The 23441-nt window shown below is 66.7% G+C and carries 25 protein-coding genes; 15 read left to right on the forward strand and 10 right to left on the reverse strand.

The features are described 5' to 3' along the window. Position 1: 1 nt before the first annotated feature. The gene (locus tag ACTTAI_RS04910) at positions 2–1873 is read right to left on the reverse strand and encodes a capsule biosynthesis protein (RefSeq protein WP_444454690.1); all 1872 of its coding nucleotides are present in this window, start codon (positions 1871–1873) and stop codon (positions 2–4) included. Continuing rightward, positions 1857–2510, reverse strand: a complete 654-nt coding sequence (locus ACTTAI_RS04915) for an ABC transporter ATP-binding protein (RefSeq protein ID WP_110805824.1) — start codon at positions 2508–2510, stop codon at positions 1857–1859. The genes ACTTAI_RS04910 and ACTTAI_RS04915 overlap by 17 nt, the downstream gene beginning before the upstream one ends. A gap of 171 nt (positions 2511–2681) precedes the next feature. On the opposite strand from ACTTAI_RS04915, the gene ACTTAI_RS04920 reads away from it, so the two are divergent. The 11 genes from ACTTAI_RS04920 to ACTTAI_RS04970 all read left to right on the forward strand — a co-directional run bounded on the left by ACTTAI_RS04920 (position 2682) and on the right by ACTTAI_RS04970 (position 14003). Then, the gene (locus ACTTAI_RS04920) at positions 2682–3293 is read left to right on the forward strand and encodes a uracil-DNA glycosylase family protein (RefSeq protein ID WP_444454691.1); all 612 of its coding nucleotides are present in this window, start codon (positions 2682–2684) and stop codon (positions 3291–3293) included. Continuing rightward, positions 3290–4102 carry an SseB family protein gene (locus tag ACTTAI_RS04925; protein WP_444454692.1) on the forward strand — a complete coding sequence of 271 codons (813 nt, stop codon included), beginning with the start codon at positions 3290–3292 and terminating at the stop codon, positions 4100–4102. Before ACTTAI_RS04920 ends, ACTTAI_RS04925 begins: the two co-directional genes overlap by 4 nt. Before the next feature lie 305 nt (positions 4103–4407). Then, positions 4408–5838 carry an FAD-linked oxidase C-terminal domain-containing protein gene (locus tag ACTTAI_RS04930; protein WP_444454693.1) on the forward strand — a complete coding sequence of 477 codons (1431 nt, stop codon included), beginning with the start codon at positions 4408–4410 and terminating at the stop codon, positions 5836–5838. Between the two features lie 42 nt (positions 5839–5880). Then, positions 5881–6954 (forward strand): FAD-binding protein, encoded by a 1074-nt coding sequence (locus ACTTAI_RS04935; protein WP_444454694.1) that lies wholly within the window; start codon positions 5881–5883, stop codon positions 6952–6954. Continuing rightward, positions 6954–8237, forward strand: a complete 1284-nt coding sequence (gene glcF / locus ACTTAI_RS04940; RefSeq protein WP_444454695.1) for a glycolate oxidase subunit GlcF — start codon at positions 6954–6956, stop codon at positions 8235–8237. The genes ACTTAI_RS04935 and glcF overlap by 1 nt, the downstream gene beginning before the upstream one ends. Before the next feature lie 48 nt (positions 8238–8285). Then, entirely contained in the window at positions 8286–9065 is a 780-nt protein-coding gene (locus tag ACTTAI_RS04945) for a trypsin-like serine peptidase (protein ID WP_444454696.1), read from the forward strand. Positions 9066–9201: 136 nt separating this feature from the next. Beyond that, positions 9202–9687: an Hsp20 family protein gene (locus ACTTAI_RS04950; RefSeq protein WP_444454697.1), complete on the forward strand. Its 486-nt coding sequence runs from the start codon at positions 9202–9204 to the stop codon at positions 9685–9687. Between the two features lie 129 nt (positions 9688–9816). Further along, positions 9817–10995, forward strand: coding sequence for an MFS transporter (locus ACTTAI_RS04955; RefSeq protein WP_444454698.1), 1179 nt, complete (start codon positions 9817–9819; stop codon positions 10993–10995). 108 nt (positions 10996–11103) lie between these two features. Beyond that, positions 11104–12126, forward strand: a complete 1023-nt coding sequence (locus ACTTAI_RS04960) for an aspartate-semialdehyde dehydrogenase (RefSeq protein WP_444454699.1) — start codon at positions 11104–11106, stop codon at positions 12124–12126. Positions 12127–12228: 102 nt separating this feature from the next. Then, on the forward strand, positions 12229–13833 hold the full coding sequence (locus ACTTAI_RS04965; protein ID WP_444454700.1) for a mucoidy inhibitor MuiA family protein: 1605 nt from the start codon (positions 12229–12231) through the stop codon (positions 13831–13833). A gap of 11 nt (positions 13834–13844) precedes the next feature. Next, positions 13845–14003, forward strand: coding sequence for a hypothetical protein (locus ACTTAI_RS04970; protein WP_444454701.1), 159 nt, complete (start codon positions 13845–13847; stop codon positions 14001–14003). A 220-nt stretch (positions 14004–14223) separates the two neighbouring features. Here the strand turns inward: ACTTAI_RS04970 and ACTTAI_RS04975 are convergent, their stop codons facing one another. Together ACTTAI_RS04975 and ACTTAI_RS04980 are read right to left on the reverse strand one after the other, a co-directional pair. Next, a complete protein-coding gene (locus ACTTAI_RS04975; RefSeq protein ID WP_444454702.1) occupies positions 14224–14607 on the reverse strand; it encodes a hypothetical protein in 384 nt (127 codons plus the stop codon). 117 nt (positions 14608–14724) lie between these two features. Then, complete coding sequence (locus ACTTAI_RS04980; protein ID WP_444454703.1) at positions 14725–15375, reverse strand: carbonic anhydrase; 651 nt, start codon at positions 15373–15375, stop codon at positions 14725–14727. Between the two features lie 149 nt (positions 15376–15524). On the opposite strand from ACTTAI_RS04980, the gene ACTTAI_RS04985 reads away from it, so the two are divergent. The 3 genes from ACTTAI_RS04985 to ACTTAI_RS04995 all read left to right on the forward strand — a co-directional run bounded on the left by ACTTAI_RS04985 (position 15525) and on the right by ACTTAI_RS04995 (position 18218). Continuing rightward, positions 15525–15905, forward strand: coding sequence for a hypothetical protein (locus tag ACTTAI_RS04985; RefSeq protein ID WP_444454704.1), 381 nt, complete (start codon positions 15525–15527; stop codon positions 15903–15905). An 85-nt stretch (positions 15906–15990) separates the two neighbouring features. Next, positions 15991–17394, forward strand: coding sequence for a leucyl aminopeptidase family protein (locus tag ACTTAI_RS04990; protein WP_444454705.1), 1404 nt, complete (start codon positions 15991–15993; stop codon positions 17392–17394). Then, entirely contained in the window at positions 17391–18218 is an 828-nt protein-coding gene (locus ACTTAI_RS04995; RefSeq protein ID WP_444454706.1) for a C40 family peptidase, read from the forward strand. Before ACTTAI_RS04990 ends, ACTTAI_RS04995 begins: the two co-directional genes overlap by 4 nt. A gap of 32 nt (positions 18219–18250) precedes the next feature. Here the strand turns inward: ACTTAI_RS04995 and ACTTAI_RS05000 are convergent, their stop codons facing one another. Next, positions 18251–18598, reverse strand: coding sequence for a DUF2794 domain-containing protein (locus ACTTAI_RS05000; protein WP_444454707.1), 348 nt, complete (start codon positions 18596–18598; stop codon positions 18251–18253). A 341-nt stretch (positions 18599–18939) separates the two neighbouring features. On the opposite strand from ACTTAI_RS05000, the gene ACTTAI_RS05005 reads away from it, so the two are divergent. Continuing rightward, positions 18940–19398, forward strand: coding sequence for a c-type cytochrome (locus ACTTAI_RS05005; protein ID WP_444454708.1), 459 nt, complete (start codon positions 18940–18942; stop codon positions 19396–19398). 45 nt (positions 19399–19443) lie between these two features. Here the strand turns inward: ACTTAI_RS05005 and ACTTAI_RS05010 are convergent, their stop codons facing one another. From ACTTAI_RS05010 to thiB, 5 genes are all read right to left on the reverse strand, one after another. Continuing rightward, positions 19444–19767 carry an I78 family peptidase inhibitor gene (locus ACTTAI_RS05010; RefSeq protein ID WP_444454709.1) on the reverse strand — a complete coding sequence of 108 codons (324 nt, stop codon included), beginning with the start codon at positions 19765–19767 and terminating at the stop codon, positions 19444–19446. 4 nt (positions 19768–19771) lie between these two features. Beyond that, complete coding sequence (locus ACTTAI_RS05015) at positions 19772–20113, reverse strand: hypothetical protein (protein ID WP_444454710.1); 342 nt, start codon at positions 20111–20113, stop codon at positions 19772–19774. 106 nt (positions 20114–20219) lie between these two features. Next, positions 20220–20915, reverse strand: a complete 696-nt coding sequence (locus tag ACTTAI_RS05020; RefSeq protein ID WP_444454711.1) for a thiamine ABC transporter ATP-binding protein — start codon at positions 20913–20915, stop codon at positions 20220–20222. Further along, positions 20899–22443 (reverse strand): thiamine/thiamine pyrophosphate ABC transporter permease ThiP, encoded by a 1545-nt coding sequence (locus ACTTAI_RS05025; RefSeq protein WP_444454712.1) that lies wholly within the window; start codon positions 22441–22443, stop codon positions 20899–20901. Before ACTTAI_RS05025 ends, ACTTAI_RS05020 begins: the two co-directional genes overlap by 17 nt. After that, positions 22419–23408, reverse strand: a complete 990-nt coding sequence (gene thiB / locus ACTTAI_RS05030; protein ID WP_444454713.1) for a thiamine ABC transporter substrate binding subunit — start codon at positions 23406–23408, stop codon at positions 22419–22421. Before thiB ends, ACTTAI_RS05025 begins: the two co-directional genes overlap by 25 nt. Positions 23409–23441 lie beyond the last annotated feature (33 nt).

A 23441-nucleotide genomic window follows, 5' to 3' on the forward strand; every position in this document is an offset into this window, starting at 1 on the left:
GTCAGCTCGACACCTGTTCGCGCAGGATCGAGGCCGTCAGCGACAGCATCAGGTAGATACCCGAAAACACGAGGAAAGCCAGCAGCGTATCTTCAAAAGCGCGGGGGTAGGTGGGTTCGTCCGGCGCCACCGGGCGCACCCCCATCTCGAGGTAGCGCACCTGCTTGTTCGCCTCGATCCGCGCCACTTCCATCTGTTGCGCTGCCGCCGCCAGAAGCCCCTGCCGGGTTTCCAGTTCCGCCTCGGCGATGCGCAGCTGCCCGGTGACCGAAGCAAGCGATTCCGTGCTGCCGGTCTTTTCGGTGAGTTTGCGCCGCAGATCCGCGATCAGGCTTTCGAGCCGCGCGATGTCGCCCCGGACGCCCGCCACGCGGGCGGCCGACGGGCTCGGGTTGTCGAGCAACTGCTCGAGCTCCAGACGTTTCTTCTGCAACTCGGTCTCGAAGCCGTTCACCTGGGCCATCTTGCCCGCGCCCTCGGCCGCGGGGTCGAGAACGCCGACCTTTTCCTGCAGCCTCAAAACTTTGGCCTGCGCGGCAAAGACTTTCTGTTCGGCGTCGTCATAGCTTTCGCGGGCGCCGCGCATCTGGTCTTCGCGCAGCCGCCCGGTCAGCTTGTCCACCTGTCCCTCGGCATAGGAGATCAGCGCCTCGGAAAAGGCCTTCGAGACAGCCGGATCGGCGGCGATCACCTCCATGCGGATCAGCCCCTCGGACGGGTCGTAGCCGATCTTCACATTGCGCTTGTAAAGCTTGTAAGCGGCCTCGTTCGTGGCGCCGGGGTCGAGCCGCTGGATCGGGTCGATCCAGGGCTGCGAGAAATGCGCCTTGAAGCCCTTGTCCGCTTCGAGCCGCATCATCGCATCGCGCGATTGCAGGAAGCTTTGCACCGTCACCGAATCCTGGTTCGTGGCCAGCTGCGTGCCCGAAAACAGGCTGCCCAGACCCGAGCCGCCGCCGCCCAGGCTGTCAGCCTTCTGGATCACGAATTCGGTCTTCGTCGCATACATCGGCGTGGCGACGACGAAGTAATACCAGCCCGCGATCAGCGTCGGCAGGAAGACGAAGAAGGCCAGCCGCGCGGTGAGCAGGGCGATGCGCCGCCGTCTGCGCTTGGCGATGTCGCGCTGGATCTTGATGATTTCGCGCGCCCTTGCGCCCTCGTCGAGCGGCGACGGCCCGGGCGGCGGGGCGGGCACCTGCGCGGGATGGATCGTCTGTGGCAATTGCACCCGTGTGTCGGCGCCTGCGCCGTCGATCCGGGCCAGCGCCTGCGTGGTGGCCGAGCCGCCCCGCACCACACCGGGCGTCGGGATCGCCCCCGCCTGCGCCGCGGTTTGGGCATCGGCACGGTCGAGCGCCATCAGCGCGTTGCGGTCGAAGGGATCAATGCCGCGGCGGCGCAACAGCAGCACCGCTTCGAAATCCGAGGTCGCCTCGATGCCGTGCTTTTGGGCCGTGCGCCGCGCCAGTCGCAGCTGTCGCCCGGTCAGCCCCTCGCTGCGGATGGCGGCGATTTCCTCGTCGGTGGTCATTTCGGACGGGGCGAGCACCTGCGCGGCGCTGGCACGCGGCGCAGCCGTTGGGAAGGGGGCGTCGCCGAAACCGTCTTCTTCGCTTTGAAAAAGTTCGCTGCCATCGCCCGAAAGCGGTGCGGGCGGGGGCGGGGGGGGAACAGTTGTCGCCATGGGCGACGGAGCGGGGTCTGCTGCGGGCGGCGCTGCCGCCGGGTCTGTCTGCGTCTCGACACGTTCGGCACGACGGCGCAGCAGATCCTCGACCGGGGCCAGATCGGCCCCCTGTCCGGGCTGGCCCGCAAAGATCGGGGTCGCGCGGCGGATGCGATACCGGGTCGCCTTAGGAATGGTAGTCATACATCCGTTTCGCTTCTTCCAGAGTGTCGAACATGTAGAGTTGCCCGTCGCGCAGCACGGCCGCGGTGCGGCAGAATTTTTCCAGCGTCTTCGCCTGATGCGAGACGACGATCACCGTCGCCTCCTTCAGCCGGTCGCGCAGGATCGATCCCGCCTTTCGGTTGAACTCCACATCGGTGGTCGAGGGCATGCCCTCGTCGATGAGGTAAATGTCGAATTCGAGCGCCAAAAGCAGCGCAAAGGTCAGCCGCGCGCGCATGCCCTGGCTGTAAGTGCCCACCGGCATGTCGAAATATTCTTCAAGCCCGCAAAGCCAGCGGCAGAAGGCCTCGACGTAATCCGGATCAAGTCCGTAAAGGCGCGCGATGAACCGGCTGTTTTCGCGCCCGGAGTGTTTCGAGACGACGCCCCCCATGAATCCCAACGGGAAGGACACCCGGCAGGTCTTGCGGATCTCGCCCTCGTCGGGTTTTTCGAGCCCCGCCATCATGTTGATGATCGTCGTCTTGCCGGTGCCGTTTGGCGCCAGAATGCCCAGAGAATTGCCCAGTTCGACCCGGAACGACGCCTGGTCCAGAATGACCTTGCGCCGCTTGCCCGTCCAGAAAGACTTGCTGACATTGTCGAATTCGAGCATCGCTTCCCGGCCTGCCGTGCCGCCTCTTGCCCCGGTCGGTGCATCGTGTCGTATTGCGGTTAATATCACCTCAAGCGACGCCGATCTGCGTAAAGGCGCATTTGGGCGACAATATGTCCGAAAGGCAATTTCGTCTACAATCCCCGTGGATTGCCGGGAGATCACGAAACGATGAAAACGGGCATGCCGTGCGGCGAAGATCCGGGGCAACTGGCAAAGGAGATTGCGGGTTGCACCCTGTGCGCCGCCCGGTTCGCTGCAACGGCGACCGCGCATGCGCCGCGCCCGGTGGTCTGGTTTCGCACGGGCGCGCGGATCTTGATCGTCGGGCAGGCGCCGGGGGCGCGGGTGCATGCCTCGGGGCGGCCCTTCACCGATGCCTCGGGCGATCGGTTGCGCGACTGGATGGGGGTGGATGAGGCGACCTTCTACGACCGCGACCGCATAGCCATCGTGCCGATGGCCTTCTGTTTTCCGGGCTATGATGCGAAGGGCGCCGATCTGCCGCCGCCCGCGCTTTGTGCCGAGACCTGGCGGGCGCGGGTGCTGGCGGCGCTCGGTCCATTCGAGACCACGCTGCTCGTCGGCGGCGCGGCGATCCGCTGGCATCTGGGGCTGCGTGGGCTTACCGCGGCCGTCGCGGGCTGGAAAACCCATGCGCCGCGCGTCTTTCCCTTGCCCCATCCCTCGTGGCGCAATACGGGGTGGCTGAAACGCAATCCGTGGTTTGCCGAGGACGTGCTGCCCGCCCTCCGCGCCCGGGTGAAGGAGAGCCTGCGATGACATCCGAGATGACGCCTTTCGACCGTGCCCATGCCGCGATGGAGGCCGACCCCGAGAACGAGGCACTGCGGCTGGCGGTTTACGACCGTCTCGCCGATGCCGAGCTGTTCGTGCTGCTGGAACGCGACCCGGACGAAGATGGCGACATCGTCCCGCAGGTCTTCGAGACCGAGGAGGGCGATTTCGTGCTGGCCTTTGATACCGAGGAGCGGCTGGCCTCGTTCTCCGACGAGCCGGTGCCCTATGTGGCGCTGCCCGGCCGGGTGATCGCGCAGACGCTGGCGGGCGAGGCGATCGGGCTGGGGGTGAACCTTGGGGTGGCCGAAAGCGCGATGCTGTTGCCGTCCGAGGCGCTCGAATGGCTGACGCATACGCTGACCCATGCGCCGCATGCCACCGCGGCGCGGCCGCTGGAATTTGCCGGGCCGGGGCTCTCGCCCGCGGTTCTGGCGCTGCTGCTTCCGGCGTTCGAGGCGAAATTCGAACAGCTTGCGGGCCTTGCGACCGAGGCGGTGCTGGGGTCTGTGCTGTGGGAGGGGGGCCGTCGCGGTCATGTGCTGGCCTTTTTCGGCGCGCCCGAGATCGCCCGTCCCGGCATTGCGAAAGCGATGGGCGAGGCGCTGATGTTCTCGGGGCTGGAGGCCGGGGAACTGGATGTGACCTTCCTCGACGCGGCCGATCCGGCGGCGGCGGTGCTGCTGGAAAAAGGGTTGGTGCTGCATTTGCCCGAGCGGGTCGTGGAAGAAGTGCAGGAGCTGAAACTGACCGCCCCCGGCATGGACCCGGACAAGCCGCCGATCCTGCGCTGAGCGTCGCTGCCGGTTTTGGCCGCGGCCGTTGACGCGGCCATGCGAAACAGGTGCCCTGTCGACCCCGAGTGCTCAAAGCACTCGGCCAGCGCCCGCCCCGCCCATGGCGGGCGCTTCTCGCCCGCCGGGGCGGAGCGCTGGCCTCTGCTGCGCATCGGGCCGCCGGTCCTGTGACGCGGTGGTTTCTGACGGGCGGGGAAAGGCGGTGCCTTTCCTCATCCGCCCGAAACGGGGGCGCCCATCGTTTTGGTTGCACGAATCCGCATAATTGGTCATAACTTCTGACCGGAGCGGAGGAGAACGCCATGCAGATGCCCCTTCCCAGCGCCAAGGTGCTGGCCGAGAAGGCTTTCATCGTCAAACGCTTGCGGGCACTCCTGCCGCGCGATTCGGTGATCGACGACCCGGCCGAGACGCGGGCCTATGAATGCGATGCGCTTTCGGCCTATCGCTGCGCGCCCCTCGCGGTCGTGCTGCCCCGCACCACGGCCGAAGTCGCGGCCTGTCTGAAGCTCTGTCACGAGATGGGCGTGCCGGTGGTGCCGCGCGGCGCGGGGACCTCGCTGGCGGGCGGCTCGATGCCCTCGGCCGATGCCGTCGTGCTGGGGCTCGCGCGGATGAACCGGGTGCTGGAGGTCGATTACGACAACCGCTTCATCCGGGTCGAGGCCGGGCGCACGAACCTGTCGGTCACCGGCGCGATCGAGGGCGAGGGTTGGTTTTACGCCCCCGACCCGTCGAGCCAGCTCGCCTGCGCGATTGCGGGCAATATCGGGATGAATTCGGGCGGCGCGCATTGCCTCAAATACGGGGTCACCACCAACAACCTGCTGGGGGTGACGCTGGTCACCATGCAGGGCGAGGTGGTCGAGATCGGCGGGCCTTATTGCGACGCGGGGGGGCTCGATCTGCTCGGCGTCGTCTGCGGCTCGGAAGGGCAGCTTGGCGTCGTGACCGAGGCGACCCTGCGCATCCTGCGCCAGCCCGAAGGCGCGCGGCCGGTGCTGATCGGGTTTTCCTCGAATGAAGTCGCGGGCGCCTGCGTCGCCGACATCATCCGCGCGGGCATCCTGCCCGTGGCGATCGAATTCATGGACCGCCCCTGCATCGAGGCGACCGAGGCTTTCTGCCATGCCGGTTATCCCGATTGCGAGGCGCTTCTGATCGTCGAATGCGAGGGCAGCCCCGCCGAAATTGCCGAGCAGCTGGGCCTCATCCGGAAGATCGCAATGACCCATGACCCGATAGACTTCCGAGAGGCACAATCGCCGGATGAGGCGAAACGGATCTGGCTTGGCCGCAAATCCGCCTTTGGCGCGATGGGGCAGAAAGGCGATTACATGTGCCTTGACGGGACCATTCCGGTCTCGGCTCTGCCGATGGTGCTGCGCCGGATCGGCGAGATCTCGCAGGAGTTTGGCCTCGCGGTCGGCAATGTCTTTCATGCTGGCGACGGCAACATGCACCCCTTGATCATCTACAATGCCAACGTGCCGGGCCAACAGGAGCTGTGCGAGCGGATGGGGGCAGAGATCCTGAAGCTCTGCGTCGAGGTGGGCGGCTGTCTGACCGGCGAGCATGGCGTGGGCATCGAAAAGCGCGATCTGATGACCGTGCAATTCGCCCCCGCGGATCTGGAGGCGCAGATGCGGGTGAAGGATGTCTTCGACCCGAAGTGGTTGTTGAATGCCGCGAAGGTGTTTCCGCTGGATGTCAGCGCGTCGCGGCGTGGCTGAGGTCGGCAAGGGCGTATTTGGACCAAGAAAAAGGCAGGGCCGATGAAGGTTGAAAGCGAGAAGGCGCTGGTCGAGGCGGTGCGGGGGGCCACGGGGCCGCTGCGGATCGTCGGCGGCGGCACGCGGCCGGTGGGCGCTTTGGCCGGGGACCCGCTGCAGGTGGCGATTTCGGGGATTTCGCTTTACGAGCCGGGCGCGCTGACGCTGATTGCCGGGGCGGGCACGCCTTTGGCCGAGATCGAGGCTGCAGTGGCGGCCGAGGGGCAGCGGTTGCCCTTCGAGCCCGCGCGTTGGGGCGCGGTTCTGGGCGCTGCCGGGGAAAGCACGATCGGCGGCGTGGTCGCTGCGAATGTGTCCGGGCCGCGCCGCGTGCAGGCGGGGGCCTGTCGCGACAGTCTGATTGGGGTGCGCTTTGTCGATGGCACCGGTGCCGTGGTGAAGAACGGCGGCCGGGTGATGAAGAATGTCACCGGCTATGATCTGGTGAAGCTGATGGCCGGGTCTTGGGGCACTTTGGGCGTGCTGAGCGAGGTGGCTTTCAAGCTGCTGCCCGCCGCGCCCGCGCAGGCGACTCTGCTGATGGAGGTGCCGCTCTCCGAAGCGGCCAAGGTGCTGGCCGCGGCGCTGGGCTCGCAATTCGACGTTTCCGGCGCGGGCTGGCTACCCGGGGTGGGGGCGATTGTCCGCGTCGAGGGGCTGGAGCAATCCGTGGCCTATCGCGCCGGGCGGCTGTGCGAAGTTTTGTCGGCCTGGGCGCCGAAGGTGATGCGCGACGAGGGCGCCGGTCTGTGGCGTGATCTGGCCGAGGTTGCGCCGTCCCACGGTCAACCCGGTGATCTGTGGCGGTTTTCGGTCAAGCCCTCCGACGGGCCGCAAGTCGCGGCGCGGCTGGGCGGGCAGGCGGTGCTCGATTGGGGCGGCGGGCTGGTCTGGGCGCTGGTCGCCCCCGGCACCGATGCGCGCAAACTGGCCGCGCCCTATGCGGGCCATGCCACCTGCTTGCGCGGGCCCTTTGCGGCTTTCGAACCTGAAGCCGCTCCGGTTGCTGCGCTGAGCCGTGGCCTGCGCGCGCGCTTTGATCCGAAAGGCCTTTTCAACCCCGGAAAGATGGGCTGATGCAGACGAATTTCACGCCCGAGCAGCTGGCCGATCCTGCGATTGCCCGCGCCAACCAGATCCTGCGCAGCTGCGTGCATTGCGGCTTTTGCACCGCCACCTGCCCCAGCTATCAGGTGTTGGGCGACGAGCTCGACAGCCCGCGCGGGCGCATCTATCTGATCAAGGAGATGCTGGAGACCGGCCGCCCGGCCGATGCCCGCACCGCCAAGCACATCGACCGCTGTCTGGGCTGTCTGGCCTGCATGACCACCTGCCCCTCGGGCGTCGATTACATGCATCTGATCGATCACGCCCGCGCGCATGTGGACCGCACCTACAAGCGCCCGCGGATGGACCGGCTGCTGCGCGCCCTTCTGGCCTTTACCGTGCCGCATCCGACCCGGTTCCGGCTTGCGATGACGGCGGCGCGGCTCGCAAAACCTTTCGCCAAGGCTTTCCCCGATGCGCGGCTGCGCGCGATGCTGGCGATGGCGCCGGAGAGCCTGCCGAAGCCCTCGCCCAATGTGAAGCCGCAGGTCTTCCCGGCCGAGGGGCATCGGCGCTACCGCGTTGCCCTGCAGACCGGCTGCGCGCAGAAGGCGCTTGATACCGACATCAACGACGCGACGATCCGACTGTTGCGGCGGCTGGGCTGTGACGTGGTCATTCCACAAAATCTGGGGTGCTGCGGCGCGCTTGTCCACCATATGGGCCGCGAGGCCGAGGCGCATGGGCAGGCCGAAGCCAATATTCGCGCCTATCTGGCGGCGGGGCGGCTCGATGCCATCATCATCAACACCTCGGGCTGCGGCACGACGGTGAAGGATTACGGCAGCTATTTCGCGGGGACCCCGCTGCAGGCCGAGGCGGCGCAGGTGGCAGGCCTTGCGCGCGACATCACCGAGTTTCTGGCCGAGATCGGCTTGCCCGCGACCGCGCCGAAATCGCTGCGCGTCGCCTATCACGCCGCCTGTTCCCTGCAGCATGGCCAGCAGATCAAGACCGCGCCGAAAGACCTGTTGAAAGCCGCGGGCTTCACCGTGGTCGAACCCGCCGACAGCCATCTGTGCTGCGGCTCGGCGGGCACCTACAACCTGCTGCAACCCGAGATTTCGGGCGAGCTGAAACGGCGCAAGGTCGCAACGCTCGAGGCCACCGCGCCGCAGCTGATCGCCACCGGCAACATCGGCTGCATGATGCAGATCGGCTCGGGCACCGGGCTGCCCGTCGTGCATACGGTCGAACTGCTCGACTGGGCCACCGGCGGGCCGAAACCGCCACGGCTGGCGTCCTTGCCATAATCTTGCCCAAGGCGCAGGCTAGGCAGGGGGACCCGACCGGAGTGACCCATGCGCCTGCGCCTCGCCCTTGCCCTGATCGCGCTTTGCGCCTCCCCCGCGGCGGCGTTCGAAAGCGGGCTCAAACTGCTGGCCACCGGCAATGACAGCCGCGGCTGGGAGGCGGTCGGGCGGCTGGAACTGGGGCATGGCAGCTTTTGCACCGGCACGCTGATCGCCCCAGATCTGGTGCTGACGGCGGCGCATTGCCTGTATGATCCGAAGACGCAGAAGATGATCGAGGCGAGCGCGATCGAGTTTCAGGCCGGGCTGCGCAATGGTCGCGCCGTCGCCTATCGCAACGCCCGTCGCGCGGTGGCGCATCCGGCCTATCAATATCTTGGCCCGCGGCAGTTCGACCGCGTCGGCTACGATCTGGCGCTGGTGCAGCTCGATCAGCCGATCCGGCTGCCGCAGGTGCATCCCTTCGCGATCGACACCTCGCCCGCCGAGGGGGATACCGTCGGCGTCGTTTCCTATGCGCATGACCGGGCCGAGGCGCCCGCGCTGCAAAGCATGTGCAACGTGCTGACCCGCGACAGCGACGTGGTGCTGATGAACTGCGCCGCTGATTTCGGATCCTCGGGCGCGCCGGTCTTCGCGATGCGCGGGGTCGAGCCGCGGATCGTCTCGGTCGTCTCGGCCAAGGCCGAGCTGCGCGGCAAGAAAGTGTCGCTTGGCACTTTGGTCGAGCGGGTCGAAGCGGTGCGGGCCGAACTGGCCTTGCCCGACAGCACCGCCCCGGTGAACGAGACGCGCCGCATCGGCGGGGCAAAATTCGTTCGACCCTGAGGGCCTGCGCCCCCTTGAAAGCGCCAAAATCGCTTCCCACATTTTTTCCATCGGGGTGCCATGACGGGCCCCGGTTCCAAAGGCCCGGCCCCGTTCGGGGCGGGCAGATCGACATCGCTCAAGAGAGGATGACACCATGCGTGCCTTTGATTTTTCGCCCCTTTATCGCGCCACCATCGGTTTCGACCGCGTTGCAGACCTGATGGACCGGGCACTGGCTGCCGACGTCGCCCAGACGACCTATCCGCCCTACAACATCGAAAAGACCGATGAGAACGCCTATCGCATCACCATTGCGGTGGCGGGCTTTGCATCCGATGAACTGACGGTCGAGCTGCGCGAGGGCGCGCTGATCGTCACCGGGCGCAAGGCCGAGGAGGCCGACACCTCGCGCACCTATCTGCATCGCGGCATCGCCACCCGCGCCTTCGAGCGCCGCTTTGCGCTCGCCGATCATATGAAGGTCACCGGCGCCACCCATGCCGATGGCATGCTGAACCTTGATCTGGTGCGCGAAGTGCCCGAGGCGCTGAAGCCCCGCCGGATCGAGATTGCCGCACCGGGCAAGGTGACGGCGAAACAGGTCGACAGCATTCCGGCCGCCGAGGCGCTGAACGCCTGATCTCTTCCTTTCCTCCCAGGACTGGGGCGGCTTCGGCCGCTCCTTTTCTTTTGCGCCCCCCATTTCTTTTGCGCCCCCTTGCATCGCGGCCCCGCCCAAGGCAGCTTGGCCCGGTTCCGGGGAGGGATCATGCGACTGTCGATTGCGTTTCTCGTGGCGGGCTATGTGCTCAGCCAGTTCTATCGGGCCTGCCTTGCAGTGCTGACGCCGGTTCTGAAGACGGAACTGGGGGCGACGGCCGAGGATCTGGCCGTGTCGCTTGGCCTTTGGTATCTGGCCTTCGCGCTGATGCAGATCCCGGTGGGCGAGGCGCTCGACCGGATCGGGCCGCGCCGCACTGTGGGCTGGCTTCTGGCGCTGGGCGGGGGCCGGGGCGCGGCGAGTTTTGCGCTGGCCAGCGGGCCTTGGGGCATCCATCTGGCGATGGTGCTGATCGGCATCGGCTGCTCGCCGGTTCTGATGGGATCTTACTACATCTTTGCGCGCAGTTTTTCCCCCGCGATCTTCGGCACATTGGCGGCGGCGGTGATCGGGGTTGGCAGTCTGGGCAATCTGGCGGGCGCGGCGCCCTTGGCCGCGGCGATTGCGGCCTTTGGCTGGCGGGGCACGCTCTGGGGGCTGACCGGGATCACGCTGGTGGTCGCGCTCGCGATCCTGACTTTTACCCGCGACCCTGAGCGGATCGTGCAGAAGGGGCAAAAAGGCAATGTTTTCGACATTCTGCGCCTGCCCGGGTTCTGGCTGATCCTGCCCTTGATCTTTGCCAATTACACCGCCGCTGCGGCGATCCGCGGCCTCTGGGCCGGGCCGTGGCTGAGCGCGCTGCAGGACGCCGATGCGGCGTTGATCGGCAAGGTGACACTGGCGATGGGTGTGGCGATGGTGCTCGGCAACTTCGCCTATGGTCCGGCCGACCGCATTCTGGGCAGCCACAAGCGGGTGGCGATCGCGGGCAATCTGGTGCTGTGTCTGGCGCTTGGGGCACTGGCCTTCGCGCCAGATGCGGGGCTGTGGCAGGGGACGGCGCTTCTGGCGGCGGTGGGCTTCTTTGGCGCCTCCTTCCCGGTCTTGATGGCGCATGGGCGGACCTTCCTGCCGCCGCATCTGGTCGGTCGGGGGGTGACGCTTTTGAACCTCTTTTCGATCGCCGGGGCGGGGATCTGGCTCTTTCTGTCGCGTCCGGTCTTTGCAGTTGCTTCGGCCGCGGGCGACCCGGTGGCGGCCTACCGGATGCTTTTCCTGTTCTTCCTGATCCCGGTCGTGGCGGGGCTCGCCGTCTATATCTTCTCGCGCGCGCGGCCAGCGTGACCGCGAGGCCGGGCGTTTCGGCACCACTTTCCCGAAACTTTCCCGAATCCCTTTCCAAATCGCGGCGTTTCCGCTAGCGGGGGTCGTTCTTTCGAGAAGGAGGTCCGGATGGGCTACAAGGTCGTCGTCGTCGGTGCCACGGGCAACGTTGGCAAGGAAATGCTGAACATTCTCGCCGAGCGCGAGTTCCCGGTCGATGAGATCGCGGCGCTGGCGTCGCGCAAATCGCTTGGCACGGAAGTCAGCTTCGGCGACCGAACTTTGAAGACCCTCGATCTGGACACTTTCGACTTCACCGGCTGGGACATCGCGCTGTTTGCGATCGGATCGGACGCGACGAAGGTCTATGCGCCGAAAGCCGCCTCGCAGGGCTGCGTCGTGATCGACAACTCGTCGCTCTATCGCTACGACCCGGAAATTCCGCTCGTTGTGCCGGAAGTGAACGCCCACGATGTCGTGCGCTACACCAACAAGATGATCATCGCGAACCCGAACTGCTCGACCGCGCAGATGGTGGTGGCGCTGAAGCCGCTGCATGACCGCGCCAAGATCAAGCGCGTCGTGGTCTCGACCTATCAATCCGTGTCGGGCACCGGCAAGGAAGCGATGGACGAGCTGTGGAACCAGACCAAGGGCATGTATGTCCCCGGTCAGGAAGTGGCGCCCAAGGTCTATCCCAAGCAGATCGCCTTCAACGTGATCCCGCATATCGACGTCTTCCTTGATTCCGGCGAGACCAAGGAAGAATGGAAGATGGTGGCCGAGACGAAGAAGATCCTCGATCCCTCGATCAAGGTCACCGCGACCTGCGTGCGCGTGCCGGTCTTCGTCGGCCATTCGGAAGCCGTGAACATCGAGTTCGAGGAGTTCCTCGATTGGGAAGAAGCGACCGAGATCCTGCGCGAGGCGCCGGGCGTCATGGTCGTGGATAAACGCGAAGCCGGTGGCTACATCACCCCGGTCGAATGCGTCGGCGAATATGCCACCTACATCTCGCGCATCCGTCAGGACAGCACGATCGAGAACGGCCTGAACCTGTGGTGCGTCTCGGACAACCTGCGCAAGGGCGCGGCGCTCAATGCGGTGCAGATCGCCGAAGTGCTGGGCCAACGCTGCCTGAAGAAAGCCTGATCACGGTTGACCCGCTGAAACGTGAGGGCGTCCCCCGGGGCGCCCTCTTGCTTTTGCGGGCAAGCCAAGGGACCCTGAGGGGAGTTTTCCCGGGAGGAACCCATGCTCCGTCTGCCCCTTTTCGCCAGCCTTTGTCTTGCCTGTGCCCCCGCGGCGCTTTTCGCCGCGCCCACTGAGATTCCGGCAACCCTTTCCGCGGTCACGCTTTTCCCCGAAGGCGCGCAGGTCACCCGCACCATCGCCGTGCCCGCGGGGGCAACCGAAGTGCTGGTGCCGAACCTGCCCGACGGCACCGATGCGGCCAGCCTGCGCGTCGCGGGCGAGGGGGTGGAGATCGGCGCCGTGACGCTGATGGCGGATCGTGAACCGGCGAAAACCTGGGAGGTCTCGCCCGAAGTGATGAAGGCGCGGGCCGATCTCGAGGCCGCGACGAAAGCCCTGGCCGAGGCCAAGGACAAGGTGGCGACGTTGAAGGCGAAGGTGACGGCTGCCGAGGCGCAGGCCGAGTTTCTGCGCAGTCTCGACACCTCGAACACCCCGCCAGAAAAGATCGCGGCGCTGGCGCAATCGGTGGCCGAGGGGGTTCTGGCCGCCGAACAGGCGCGGATCGCAGCCCGGGCCGAGGTGCGTGCGGCCGACGCGGCCCTGAAGCCGCAAAAGGAAGCCGTCGAGCGGGCGAAACAGGCGCTTGAGGCGCTGGAACACCCCGCGAAGGCCAGTGATGCGCTTATGATGACGGTGTCTGGCGCGGGGACGGTCACGGTGACGACCTTTGTCGAGGCCGCGGGCTGGGCGCCAAGCTATGACGCCCGGCTCGACAGTGCCGCGGGCAAGCTGGCGCTGGATCGCTTCGTTTCGGTGCATCAGGCCTCGGGCGAGGATTGGCGGGGCGTGAAGCTGGTGCTGTCGACTGCGCGCCCGTCCGAGCGCACGGACCCGTCCGAGATGTGGTCGGATCTGCGCCGCATCGGCCCGCCCGAGCCGCCGATGGTGGGGATGGCGGCGCCGAAAATGGCGATGGACAGCTATGCCGCCCCGGTGGCAGAGGCCGCGCCCGCCCCGGTGGCGAGCCGGATGACGATGGAGATGCAGGGCGAGACGGTGACCTACCACTATCCGACCGCGGTTGATATCCGCGACGGGGTGGAAAACCTGCGCCTGAAGCTCGACCGGGTCGAAGAGCCGGTCACCGTCCGCGCCGAGGCCGTGCCGATGTTTGACGAAACCGCCTATCGGGTGGTCGAGGGCAAGAATGCCGGGTCAGAGCCGATCCTGCCCGGTCCGGCGGTGCTCTGGCTCGATGGCGCGGTGGTGGGGGCGGTTGATCTGCCGCTGATCGCGGCGGGTGACAAGCTGCATCTGGGCTATGGTGCGATCGACGGGCTGCGGCTGAAGCGGGTGATCCCGCAGGCGAACGAGGGCGACCGGGGCCTGATCACCAAGTCGAACGAGCGCACCGAAACCGCGGAAATCACGGTCGAGAACCTGACCGACAAGGCGTGGCCTCTGCGGGTGATCGACCGCGTGCCCTATGCCGAGCAGGAGGATCTGCAGATCACCCATACCGCCACGCCCGCCGAGACGACGGCCGATTACGACGACAAGCGCGGCGTTCTGGCCTGGGATCTCGATCTGGCCGCCGGGGCGAAGCAGGTGATCAAGCTCGATACGACGATGCGCTGGCCTGCGGATCAGGTGCTGCAGTAAGCGGCAGCCGGATGGAGATCCTCAAGGCGCTGCTGGTCGGCCTCGGGGTCTATGCCGTGTTGCAATGGAGCGACCGGGCGCCTTCGACCCTGGAGCTGGCGCTGCTGGTGGCGCTTTGGGCCGGGGCGGTGGGGCTGGTGTTCTGGCGCATCCGCAAGCGCCGGAAGTGACCGAGGGCAGGGGATCGCGCGCAGGAGCCGTCAGGGCGGCGGGCTGCTCCGTTTCGGACCGCCCGGTGACCTTGAAAAGCGCGGAAATGTCTCTTCCCGCCGCGGGGCGGCAGCGAAAGGCAAAAAACCTGACCGGGGGCATTCTGCCGCCGGTCAGGGGTGGCCCCGCATGCAGGGGGCCGGATCACGCCGCCATTCTGGCGGTGCGGCGGGGTCGCCTTCAGGCGGCCCGCCCCGAGTGTCGCCCTCTGCCGGTCGCACTGCTCTCGCGCGGGACAAGGCCCGCCCGTCGGGACAGCGCGCCGGGGAAGGGGGCGCGGTATTGCAGCATCAGGTCGGCCAGCGAATGGCCGATCTCTTCGATCCAGAGCACGAAACGATCCGAGGGCCATTCGTGCAGGCCAAGCCGTTCGTCTTCGAGGCGAAGCACGAAACCGGCCTTGCGCAGGCGGGCTTGCAGATCAAGCCAGCCTTGGGATTTGTCAAAGGCGGCGGTGATCACCGCCATCTCGCTTTTTTGCACAACGCTCGGCGCCTCGCGCAGCGCATCGGACAGCGAGCGTCGGATAAGGTCCGCAGGGGTTTCCTCCTGCAAACGGGCCACGGCCTCGATCCTGGCGATGAGGTCCGTTGGAAGGCGAAGGGTGACGAGTCGGTGCTGGGTCATGCACCGAGATTCGCGCATTGTCGTTAAGACAAGGTGAATCGAATTAAGGTTGATTCAGATTGGCTCGAAGATCCGCGTGTCCGGATTGAACTGCCACAGCATCCCCTCGCCGATGTCGTTCCAAAGCCCGTGCAGGCTCATGTTGCCCGCCTCGACCGCGGCGCGCACGAAGGGGAAGGTGAGCAGGTTTTCAAGGCTGATCACCACCGATTCCCGTTCCAGCGCGGTCACCCGTTCGGGCTCGGGGGTGTCCTTGACCCGCTCGAAGCCCGGCCGCAGCAGATCAAGCCAGGTGCCGACGAACGAGGTCTTGTCCTCCAGCTCGGGCGCATGGCCGCTGCACATCGCATGGCAACCCGCAACGCCGCCGCATTGCGAATGACCCAGCACGATCACATGCGCCACCTTCAGATTGCGCACCGCATATTCGATCGCGGCCGAGGTGCCGTGGTGATCGCCGTCCGGGTTATAGGGCGGCACAAGGTTGGCAATGTTGCGGTGGATGAAGAATTCGCCCTCGTCCGCGCCGAAGATCGAGGTGACATGCACGCGCGAGTCGCAGCAGGAAATCACCATCGCCCGCGGATGCTGACCGGCATCGGCCAGACGCCGATACCAGGGGCGGTTCTCGGTATAGGTGGTGGCGCGCCAGCCGTGGTAGCGGTTGGTCAGATAGGAGGGCAAGGGCCGCACGTGCTCTTTCATTGTCATCCCCGTCGCAAGCTCCCGATCAGATAGGCGTCAAGTTGCTCGAATGCGAGGGCTTTTTCGCCGCGCCTCAACCTTTTCTTGAAACTTGCCGGTCATGGTGAGGCAGGCCGTGGGGGCTGGGAAAGACGAAGACGGAGGCTGGGGTGAGCGCGATCGAGAAATTGCGGATGGACGAGCCGGTGCGGCTCGATCCGGACAGGTTGGTGGTTCTGTATGCCGAGTTGGGGCAATTCGCGGCAGAACGGCTGATTGCTGCCGCGATGGAAGATCTGGCCGTGCATCTGGTTGCGGTGCAATTGGCCGCGAAGGATCAAAGGGTTGACCTGCTTGACCGCGCCTCGGTCGAGATTGCGCGGCTGTCGCGGCAGGTGGGGATGATGCTCTTGTCGCGCGTGGCGCTGGATCTGCGGGATTGCGTGCAGAATGATGACCGGATCGGTCAGGCAGCGGTGCTGGCGCGGCTGGTGCGGCTGGCCGAACGCTCGCTGACGGCGGTCTGGGATTATCAGGATATGCAGGTGTGATCGGGCAGGTCTGAGACCGACGAACGGGGCTTGCGGGCGCCGATGCGCGCGCTAGGCTGCGCGCATCAGACGCAGGAGGCCCCGTATGTCCGATCTATTCCGTTTCCGTCCCGAGATGCGCTTCGCGCCCGCCGATGCCGAGGCGCGGCCGCTTCATCTGGTGGAGGCGGGTGCCGATTTGCCCGCTGCGCTGACACCGGCGCAGCGGGCCTTTGCCCTCGCACAGGGCTTCACTGGGGCGCTCGGCAGCCTGTGCCTGCTTCCCGACGAGACCGGGGCGATTGTGGCGGCGCTTTTCGGTTATGGCGATGCGGGCAAACGGGCGCGGGCGCGGTTCCAGCTGGCGGCCGCTTGCGCGAAACTGCCTGCCGGGGCCTGGGCTCTGGCGACGCCGCTTGCCGCCGAGACGCAAAAGGTCGAGGCTCTGGGTTGGCTGCTTGAGGGCTATCGCTACGACCGTTATGGCAAGCAATCCGTGCCCGAGGCGCGGCTGGTGGCGCCTGCGGGGCTGGATGCGACGCGGCTCGAGATCATGGCCGAGGCCGAGGCGCTGGCCCGCGATCTGGTGAACACCCCCGCGAATGATCTGGGGCCGGATGAGCTGGAAGCCGCCGTCCGCGCGATTGCCGCGCTGCACGGGGCCGAGGTGGCTGTGGTCACGGGCGATGATCTGCTGGTGCAGGGCTATCCGCTCATTCACGCCGTCGGCCGGGCGAGCGTGCGGGCGCCGCGGCTGATCGAGCTGCGCTGGGGCGACGCGGGCCCCGATCTGACGCTTGTCGGCAAGGGCGTCTGTTTCGACACGGGCGGGCTGAACCTGAAGACCGGCGCCTATATGGCGCTGATGAAAAAGGACATGGGCGGCGCGGCGAACCAGCTCGCGCTCGCGCATATGATCATGGCGCTGAAACTGCCGCTGAAGCTGCGGCTGATGATCCCCGCGGTGGAAAACGCGGTGGCGGGCAATGCGATGCGGCCGGGCGACATCTATACCAGCCGCAAGGGGCTGACGGTCGAGGTCAACGATACCGACGCCGAGGGCCGTCTGATCCTTGCCGATGCGCTCGCCGCGGCCGACGAGGAAGCGCCCGATCTGATCCTGTGCATGGCGACGCTGACCGGCTCGGCGCGGGTGGCCTTGGGCGCCGATCTGCCGCCCTTCTATACCGACGACGACGATCTGGCGGCGGCGCTGAGTGCCTCGGGCACCCGCAACGGCGATCCGGTCTGGCGGATGCCGTTCTGGGCGCCCTACGAGCCGCAGATCGAACCGTCCCTTGCCGATCTCGACAACTGCCCCGCGGGCAACATGGCGGGCTCGATCACCGCCGCGCTGTTCCTGCGCCGCTTCGTCACCGAAACCGAGCGCTTCGTGCATTTCGACATTTACGCCTGGCAACCGACCGCCGCGCCGGGCCGGACCAAGGGCGCGCTGGCGCAGGGCGGCCGCGCCGTTCTGGGGGCGCTGTCCGAGGTGCTGGGGCTGTGACCGACCGTCGCCTGTGGCCGTTTTCGGGCCGCGTCGCGCATGAGACCCTGCGCGGCCGGGTCGAGGCCGACGCCTTCACCGCGGGCGAACCGGCCCGGATCGGCGCGATGCTGGTTGATCTGGCGCTCGATCCCGGTGGCCCGCGCGAACGGCAATGGCTGCACGGGGCCGAGGTCACGGTGATCGACCGCCGCGACGGTTTCGCCTTTGCGCAGGCTGCCTTCGACGGCGCCTGCGGTTGGGTGCCAGAGGCCGCTTTGGCCGCGCCGGTCCCCGCGACCCATGTCGTTGCCACGCGCGGCACGCATCTGTACCGCGAAGCCTCGATCAAGCGCGGCGAGCTGGGTGCGCTCAGCCTTGGCGCCCGCGTCGCGGTGCTGGGGCAGGAGGGCACTTTGGCCCGTACGCCCGATGGCTTTATTCCCGCCAGTCATCTGCGCTCGCTGACGGACCCCGAGCCCGATCCGGTCGCGGTGGCGGAACGGCTTTTGGGCACGCCTTATCTGTGGGGGGGGAACTCCAGCGCGGGCATCGATTGTTCGGGTCTCGTGCAGCTCGCCTTTGCGCTGGCGGGCTGCGCCTGTCCGGCCGACAGCGATCAGCAGCGCGCCGCCTTTGGCGCGTTTCTGCCCGAAGACGCCCCGACTGCCCGTGGCGATCTGTTCTTCTGGGCCGGTCATGTCGCGATCGCGCTCGATGACGCCACGCTGCTGCATGCGAACGGCCATGCGATGCAGGTCAGCCGCGAGCCGATCGACGCCTGTCTTGCCCGCATCGCGAGCGCCGAGGGCAGCCGCTACTTCGGGCGCAAGCGCCCGGTGTGACGGGTGAAGAACGGGCCAAGCCTGATTCGCGCCTAGTCGACGGCGCGGATCAGCTTGCGCTCGATCACCCGAAGCACCGGTGCCAACTCGTGTCCGCGCTTGAGAACCTGCCCCTCGGGACCGATCAACGCATAGATCCCCTGCCGGTTGCGCAGCGCGGGCCGCTTTTCGAGGCGGTAGATCGGGGTCTCCATGGTGCGGCGTAAGATCGCAAAGACCGCCGCATCGCGGCCGAAATTCAGCGCGTAATCCCGCGCCTCGGCCATCGCCACCATGCGTCCGTAGACCGCCAGAATGGCGCCAAGTTCCCGCCGATCGAAGACGACCTGCGCGGGCGCAGGGGCGGGGCCGGGGAAGGGGACGGGCGGCAAGCTCGACATGACGAAAGGGTGACACCCCTTCGCAGAAAAATCAATCCGTCCTTGTTTAACAGGGCTTTTCCGCGATTCAGCCTGCCTGAAAAATGCCCGGAAAAGACCCGGAAAATTCCCCTAGGGCTGCGCGATTGCGCCGCGATTGCCGCGCAGTCTCAGGGTCAGCGGAAAACGCTAAAGCCCCGGAGGGCGGTCAACAGCCCCCACCCAGTTCGCCCGCCGGGGCGGCTTCCGCCGAAGATGACCCCGCCCCGCAACGGGCGGGGCTTTCGTTTTCGTGATCGTCTTCGCGCTTGCCATGCGGCCCCTGCCTCTCTCATGTTGGCGCCATGAAGAGGGAGAACTTCATGCAATTCAAAAGACGACTGTATGTGGCCATTCACATTGGCCTCACTGTCGCCTTGGCTCTGGTCGGTGGCATCGTCTACGCCACCGAAACCATCAACAACCCGGAGGTCAGGGCCCGGGTTGAGCTGATGCAGGGCCTCAAGGCGCAGATGAAACTGCTGGGCGAGACCGCCGCGGGGGCGCAACCCTTCGATGCGGACAAGGTCAGCGCGGCGATCGCCGCGCTGCAACAGGGGGCCGATGCGGTGGCCCCGGCCTTTCGTCCGAAAGCGGATGATCCGGCCTCGCAGGCGCTGCCCGAGATCTGGGCCTCGCCTGCCGAATTCCGGCAAAAGACCGCGAAACTGGTGAAGACCGTTGCGGCTCTGGACGGATCGGATCAGGGCGCGCTGGCCGGGACGCTGGATCCGGTTCTGGCGGCCTGCAAGGACTGCCACGGCCGCTTCAAGATGCAATGAAAAAGGGGGCCACCGGCCCCCTTCGGTTGCTGTGATCGGGCGATATCAGCCGCAATGCAGCGTTGAAATCAGCCCTTTGCTGTCGATCAGCACATTCAGCCGGGTCTCGCTGTAATCCATCGTGACCGCCTGACCCGGATGCAGAACCCGCGTCGATTTCGGCAATCTCATGCCCTTGAGCGCGGTTTCCGGCTGCCCCACCAAGCCTCGCAGACCCGCGGCTCCGCAATGATCGGAAGCCGTGGCTTCCGGTACCGCCGGGCGCACAGTGGTTTGGCCAAGCGGCACCGGGACGACCATAAAGCAGCCCGAAGTCAGGCTGAGCAGCGACAGCCCGGTGGCAAGCCGGGCAAAGGCGGTGGCCCGCATCGGCTCAACCGCAGTCGATGTTGAAGATGTTGCCTTTCGGGTCGAGCCGGAACACCACGCGGTGCGAGTTGTATTCTTGCGGCTCGATGCCCCGCCATTCGATCACGTTGATCGGATCGGCGATGCCGAGCGTCGGAATGATCGACGAGGGCTGACCCAGCGCCGAGGCATATTGCGCCGCGTGGCAGGTGTCGGGCGAACGGTTTTCCAGCACGCCGGTCTGGAACACCGGCTGCGTCATGTGCGGCACCGGCACGGCCTCGTCGGCGGCTTCTTCTTCGGGCGAAGGGCCGCAGGCGGTCAGTGAAAGCGCTGCAAGGGCAAGAAGGGCATATTTGGTGAGCATGTTCTTCCATCCGGCAGATGCGGCAGGGCCGCGAATTTCGCCCTTCCTATACAGGCCCGAAACGCGGATGAGAACCCAAGTTGCAGTGATCGGGCAGCTTTTTGCGTCACTTGCCCAAGTAAGCGGCAAGGGCGGGGGGCGGATCGGCCAGAAGGCCTGCGGTTGCAGCAGGCGGATGCGCGATGCCCTCGGCCACCAGCACGGTTTGCGGGCAAAGTGCGATCGCATCGGCGGGATCGTGGCTGACCATCAGCACGGTGGCGCGCTGTTCGGCGGCGATCTCGGCCACCAGCGCCAGCATGTCGGATTTGAGCGCCGGACCCAGCGCCGCGAAGGGCTCGTCAAGCAGCAAAAGCGGCTTCGCTCGCAACAGGCACCGCGCCAGCGCCACCCGGCTTTGCTGCCCGCCCGACAGCGTCGCGGGGCGGCGGTCCTTGAGCCCGGCCAGTCCGACACGATCGAGCGCGGCCGCGATCTTCGCGTGATCGGCACGGGCGAGCCGCAGTCTCGGCGAAATTCCAAGACCAAGGTTCTGCGCCACGCTCAGATGCGGAAACAAGTTCTGATCCTGAAACAGGATCGACAGCGGCCGTTCCCCCGGTGGCAGATCGGTGAGGTCGGCCCCGCGCCAGAAGATCCGTCCGGACCTCGGCGCCAGAAAGCCCGAGAGCGTCGCGAGCAGCGTCGATTTCCCCGCGCCCGAAGGGCCCAAAAGCGCCGCCCGGTCCCCTTCAGGGATCGTGAAATCGGCACCAAGGCGAAAATCGTCCTGATCGATCAGGATCTTATCGAGGGTCAGCATGGGCTCCGATCCGATCACAGGCGGCATAAAGGGCGAAGGTCAGCGCCATCAGCAGGCAGGCGGCGCCCGCGGCCTGATCCATCCGGTAGCTGCCCATCAGCTGATAGACGGCAAGCGGCAGGGTCTGGCTGCGACCATCGGAAAAGAGCGTGATCGCGCCCAGATCGCCCATCGAAAAGGCGGCGGCGATGCCCGCGGCAAAGCCCGTCGGGCGGGCAAGGCGGGGCAGGGTCAGAAGCCGCAGCCGGGCAAGGCCCTGCAGGTTCAGGCTTTCGGCCAGCCGGTCGTAATCGGCTTGCAGCGCGCGGACCTCGGGCAGAAGCAGGCGCAGCGCGAAAGGCAGGCTGAGGGCTGCGTTGGTGAGCAGCGTCACCGGCAGGGCGAGCGCGGTCGGCGCGACGAAGGGCTGCGCGATCAGGAAAAGCCCGGTGCCAAGAACGAGCGACGAGGCTGCCATCGGCAGCATCGCCGCGGGCTCGGCCCAGATCCGGCGCGGTGCGGCAAGCGCGAGCGGCAGGGCCAGCGCCATCGTCAGCGCCGCGGCGCCGATGGCGAGCCAGACCGAGGTGACGGCCGCCTGCCAGACCTGTCCGGGCAGATGCGTCAGCGCAGGCAGGCCGCGCAAGGCGATGGCAGCCAGCGGGGAAAGCAGAAAGCCCGCAGCCGCGGTCAGGATCAGCGCATCGCTCAGCCGATGCCGCAGCTTTGGCGCCAGTTGCACTGGCAGCGCCCGGTCCAGCCCCGCGCCGAAGCCCGGTGGCAGCGTCAGCCGCGAGGCGATGCCAAGGGCCGCCAGCGCCAGCACCACCTGCACCGCCGAAAGCGCCGCCGCCCGGCCCAGATCGGCGTCGAAGCGGAAGGCCTGATAGATCGCCACCTCGAGCGTCGAGGCGCGGGGACCGCCGCCGAGCGTCAGTACGACGGCGAAGGACGAAAGGCAGACAAGGAAAATCGCCAGAAACGCGCCGGGCAGGACGGCGCGCAGCATCCGCGCCTCCAGATGCCGGGCGATTTCCGCCGGGCCAAGGCCGAGGGAGAGGGCCAGACGGACGCGCTCGGCCGGGATCGCCTGCCAGCCGTGCAGCACCATCCGCGTCGCCAAGGGCAGGTTCAGGAACAGATGGCCGAGCACCACCCCCCAGGGCCCGTAGATCGACACGCCGGGCAGGCCGAGCGCATCGAGCGCGCCATTCAGCAGGCCGCGGCGACCGAAGATGGCCAAAAGGCCCATCACCGCGACGAGAGTTGGCAACAGGAACGGGGCCCCAAGGGCGGCGATGAACAGGCTGCGGCCCGGAAAGCGGCGTCGGTGCAGTGCGCGGGCCAAGGGGATGGCGAGCAGGCAGGAAAACGCGGCCGAAAGCGAGGCCTGCCAGAGCGTGAAGCGCAGCGCCTCTAGATCCGAGGCGCCAAGATGCGACAGCCCCCCGGCGCGGAGCATCACCGCGCCAAGGGGGGCCAGCACCAGCGCGGCCACAAGGACCGCCGCCGATGCCGCCGGGATCATTTGCCGAAGTTCGCGCGCCATTCTTCAAGCGCGGGCTCGCGCAGGGCTTCGGCCTCTGTCTCGGTGTAGAAGAAGGTTTTCGCGGGGCGGGGCAGGGTGGCGAAGCCCTCGGGCAGGAAGCCGGGTTTCTCGATCACCGGGAAGGACCAGTTCGCCGTCGCGATCATGCCCTGGAAGGCATCCGACAGGATGTAATCCATGAATTTCTGCGCCAGTTCCGGCTGGTCCGAGGTCTTCAGCTGACCGGCCAGTTCGGTGTAGAAATAATGCCCCTCGGGGAAGATCGCCGCCGCCTTGGTGTCGTCGTTTTCCGCGATGCGGTGATAGGCGGGCGAGGTGGTGAAGCTCAGCACCATGTCGGCCTCGCCCTCGGTGAAAAGTCCGTAAGCTTCGGACCAGTCCTGCGTCACGGTCAGCACCTTGGGCGCAAGCTTCGCCCAGGCCTCGCCGGCCTTGTCGCCATAGATGTGCTTGACCCACAAGAGCAGCGCCAGACCGGCTGTCGAAGAGCGGGGATCTTCGATGGCGATCTTGAACGCCCCCTCGGGCGCGTCGAGCAGCTCGGCAAAGGATTTCGGCGGAGTGGTGAGCTTCGTCTTGTCATAGACAAAGGCGACCTCGGACCAGTCGAAGGGCAGGAAGGTCTCGTCGGCCCAGGTGATCGGCAGCGTCAGCCGCGACAGATCCTCGTGATGCGGCGCGAACAGCCCGGTCGCGCGGGCGCGGGCGGTGACATCGGTATTGAGCCCGATCGCCACATCGGCCTCGGTCTTCTCGCCTTCGAGCAGGAGCCGCGGCAGCACATCGCCCGCGACGAAGCGCAGATCGCAGCCGCACTCGGCCTCGAAGCCCTTTTCGATCGCGGGGCCGGGGCCCCATTCGGAGGTGAAATATTCGGGCGCATAGACGGTGAGAACGGGTTTGTCCTCGGCCAGGGCAGGGGTTGCAGCAATCACGCAACCCGCCAGCATCAGAGCAGTTTTCATTCTTCTCTCCAATGGCTTGACGGGCGGGGTCAG

The sequence above is a fragment of the Rhodobacter capsulatus genome (genome assembly GCF_052363175.1).
GTDB lineage: Bacteria > Pseudomonadota > Alphaproteobacteria > Rhodobacterales > Rhodobacteraceae > Rhodobacter > Rhodobacter capsulatus_D.

Bases quoted from the DNA above. Each gene is read 5' to 3' on its own strand.
- ACTTAI_RS04910 (WP_444454690.1), bottom strand. From the start codon at position 1,873: ATGACTACCATTCCTAAGGCGACCCGGTATCGCATCCGCCGCGCGACC.
- ACTTAI_RS04915 (WP_110805824.1), bottom strand. From the start codon at position 2,510: ATGCTCGAATTCGACAATGTCAGCAAGTCTTTCTGGACGGGCAAGCGG.
- ACTTAI_RS04920 (WP_444454691.1), top strand. From the start codon at position 2,682: ATGAAAACGGGCATGCCGTGCGGCGAAGATCCGGGGCAACTGGCAAAG.
- ACTTAI_RS04925 (WP_444454692.1), top strand. From the start codon at position 3,290: ATGACATCCGAGATGACGCCTTTCGACCGTGCCCATGCCGCGATGGAG.
- ACTTAI_RS04930 (WP_444454693.1), top strand. From the start codon at position 4,408: ATGCAGATGCCCCTTCCCAGCGCCAAGGTGCTGGCCGAGAAGGCTTTC.
- ACTTAI_RS04935 (WP_444454694.1), top strand. From the start codon at position 5,881: ATGAAGGTTGAAAGCGAGAAGGCGCTGGTCGAGGCGGTGCGGGGGGCC.
- glcF (WP_444454695.1), top strand. From the start codon at position 6,954: ATGCAGACGAATTTCACGCCCGAGCAGCTGGCCGATCCTGCGATTGCC.
- ACTTAI_RS04945 (WP_444454696.1), top strand. From the start codon at position 8,286: ATGCGCCTGCGCCTCGCCCTTGCCCTGATCGCGCTTTGCGCCTCCCCC.
- ACTTAI_RS04950 (WP_444454697.1), top strand. From the start codon at position 9,202: ATGCGTGCCTTTGATTTTTCGCCCCTTTATCGCGCCACCATCGGTTTC.
- ACTTAI_RS04955 (WP_444454698.1), top strand. From the start codon at position 9,817: ATGCGACTGTCGATTGCGTTTCTCGTGGCGGGCTATGTGCTCAGCCAG.
- ACTTAI_RS04960 (WP_444454699.1), top strand. From the start codon at position 11,104: ATGGGCTACAAGGTCGTCGTCGTCGGTGCCACGGGCAACGTTGGCAAG.
- ACTTAI_RS04965 (WP_444454700.1), top strand. From the start codon at position 12,229: ATGCTCCGTCTGCCCCTTTTCGCCAGCCTTTGTCTTGCCTGTGCCCCC.
- ACTTAI_RS04970 (WP_444454701.1), top strand. From the start codon at position 13,845: ATGGAGATCCTCAAGGCGCTGCTGGTCGGCCTCGGGGTCTATGCCGTG.
- ACTTAI_RS04980 (WP_444454703.1), bottom strand. From the start codon at position 15,375: ATGAAAGAGCACGTGCGGCCCTTGCCCTCCTATCTGACCAACCGCTAC.
- ACTTAI_RS04990 (WP_444454705.1), top strand. From the start codon at position 15,991: ATGTCCGATCTATTCCGTTTCCGTCCCGAGATGCGCTTCGCGCCCGCC.
- ACTTAI_RS05000 (WP_444454707.1), bottom strand. From the start codon at position 18,598: ATGTCGAGCTTGCCGCCCGTCCCCTTCCCCGGCCCCGCCCCTGCGCCC.
- ACTTAI_RS05005 (WP_444454708.1), top strand. From the start codon at position 18,940: ATGCAATTCAAAAGACGACTGTATGTGGCCATTCACATTGGCCTCACT.
- ACTTAI_RS05010 (WP_444454709.1), bottom strand. From the start codon at position 19,767: ATGCGGGCCACCGCCTTTGCCCGGCTTGCCACCGGGCTGTCGCTGCTC.
- ACTTAI_RS05015 (WP_444454710.1), bottom strand. From the start codon at position 20,113: ATGCTCACCAAATATGCCCTTCTTGCCCTTGCAGCGCTTTCACTGACC.
- ACTTAI_RS05020 (WP_444454711.1), bottom strand. From the start codon at position 20,915: ATGCTGACCCTCGATAAGATCCTGATCGATCAGGACGATTTTCGCCTT.
- ACTTAI_RS05025 (WP_444454712.1), bottom strand. From the start codon at position 22,443: ATGGCGCGCGAACTTCGGCAAATGATCCCGGCGGCATCGGCGGCGGTC.
- thiB (WP_444454713.1), bottom strand. From the start codon at position 23,408: ATGAAAACTGCTCTGATGCTGGCGGGTTGCGTGATTGCTGCAACCCCT.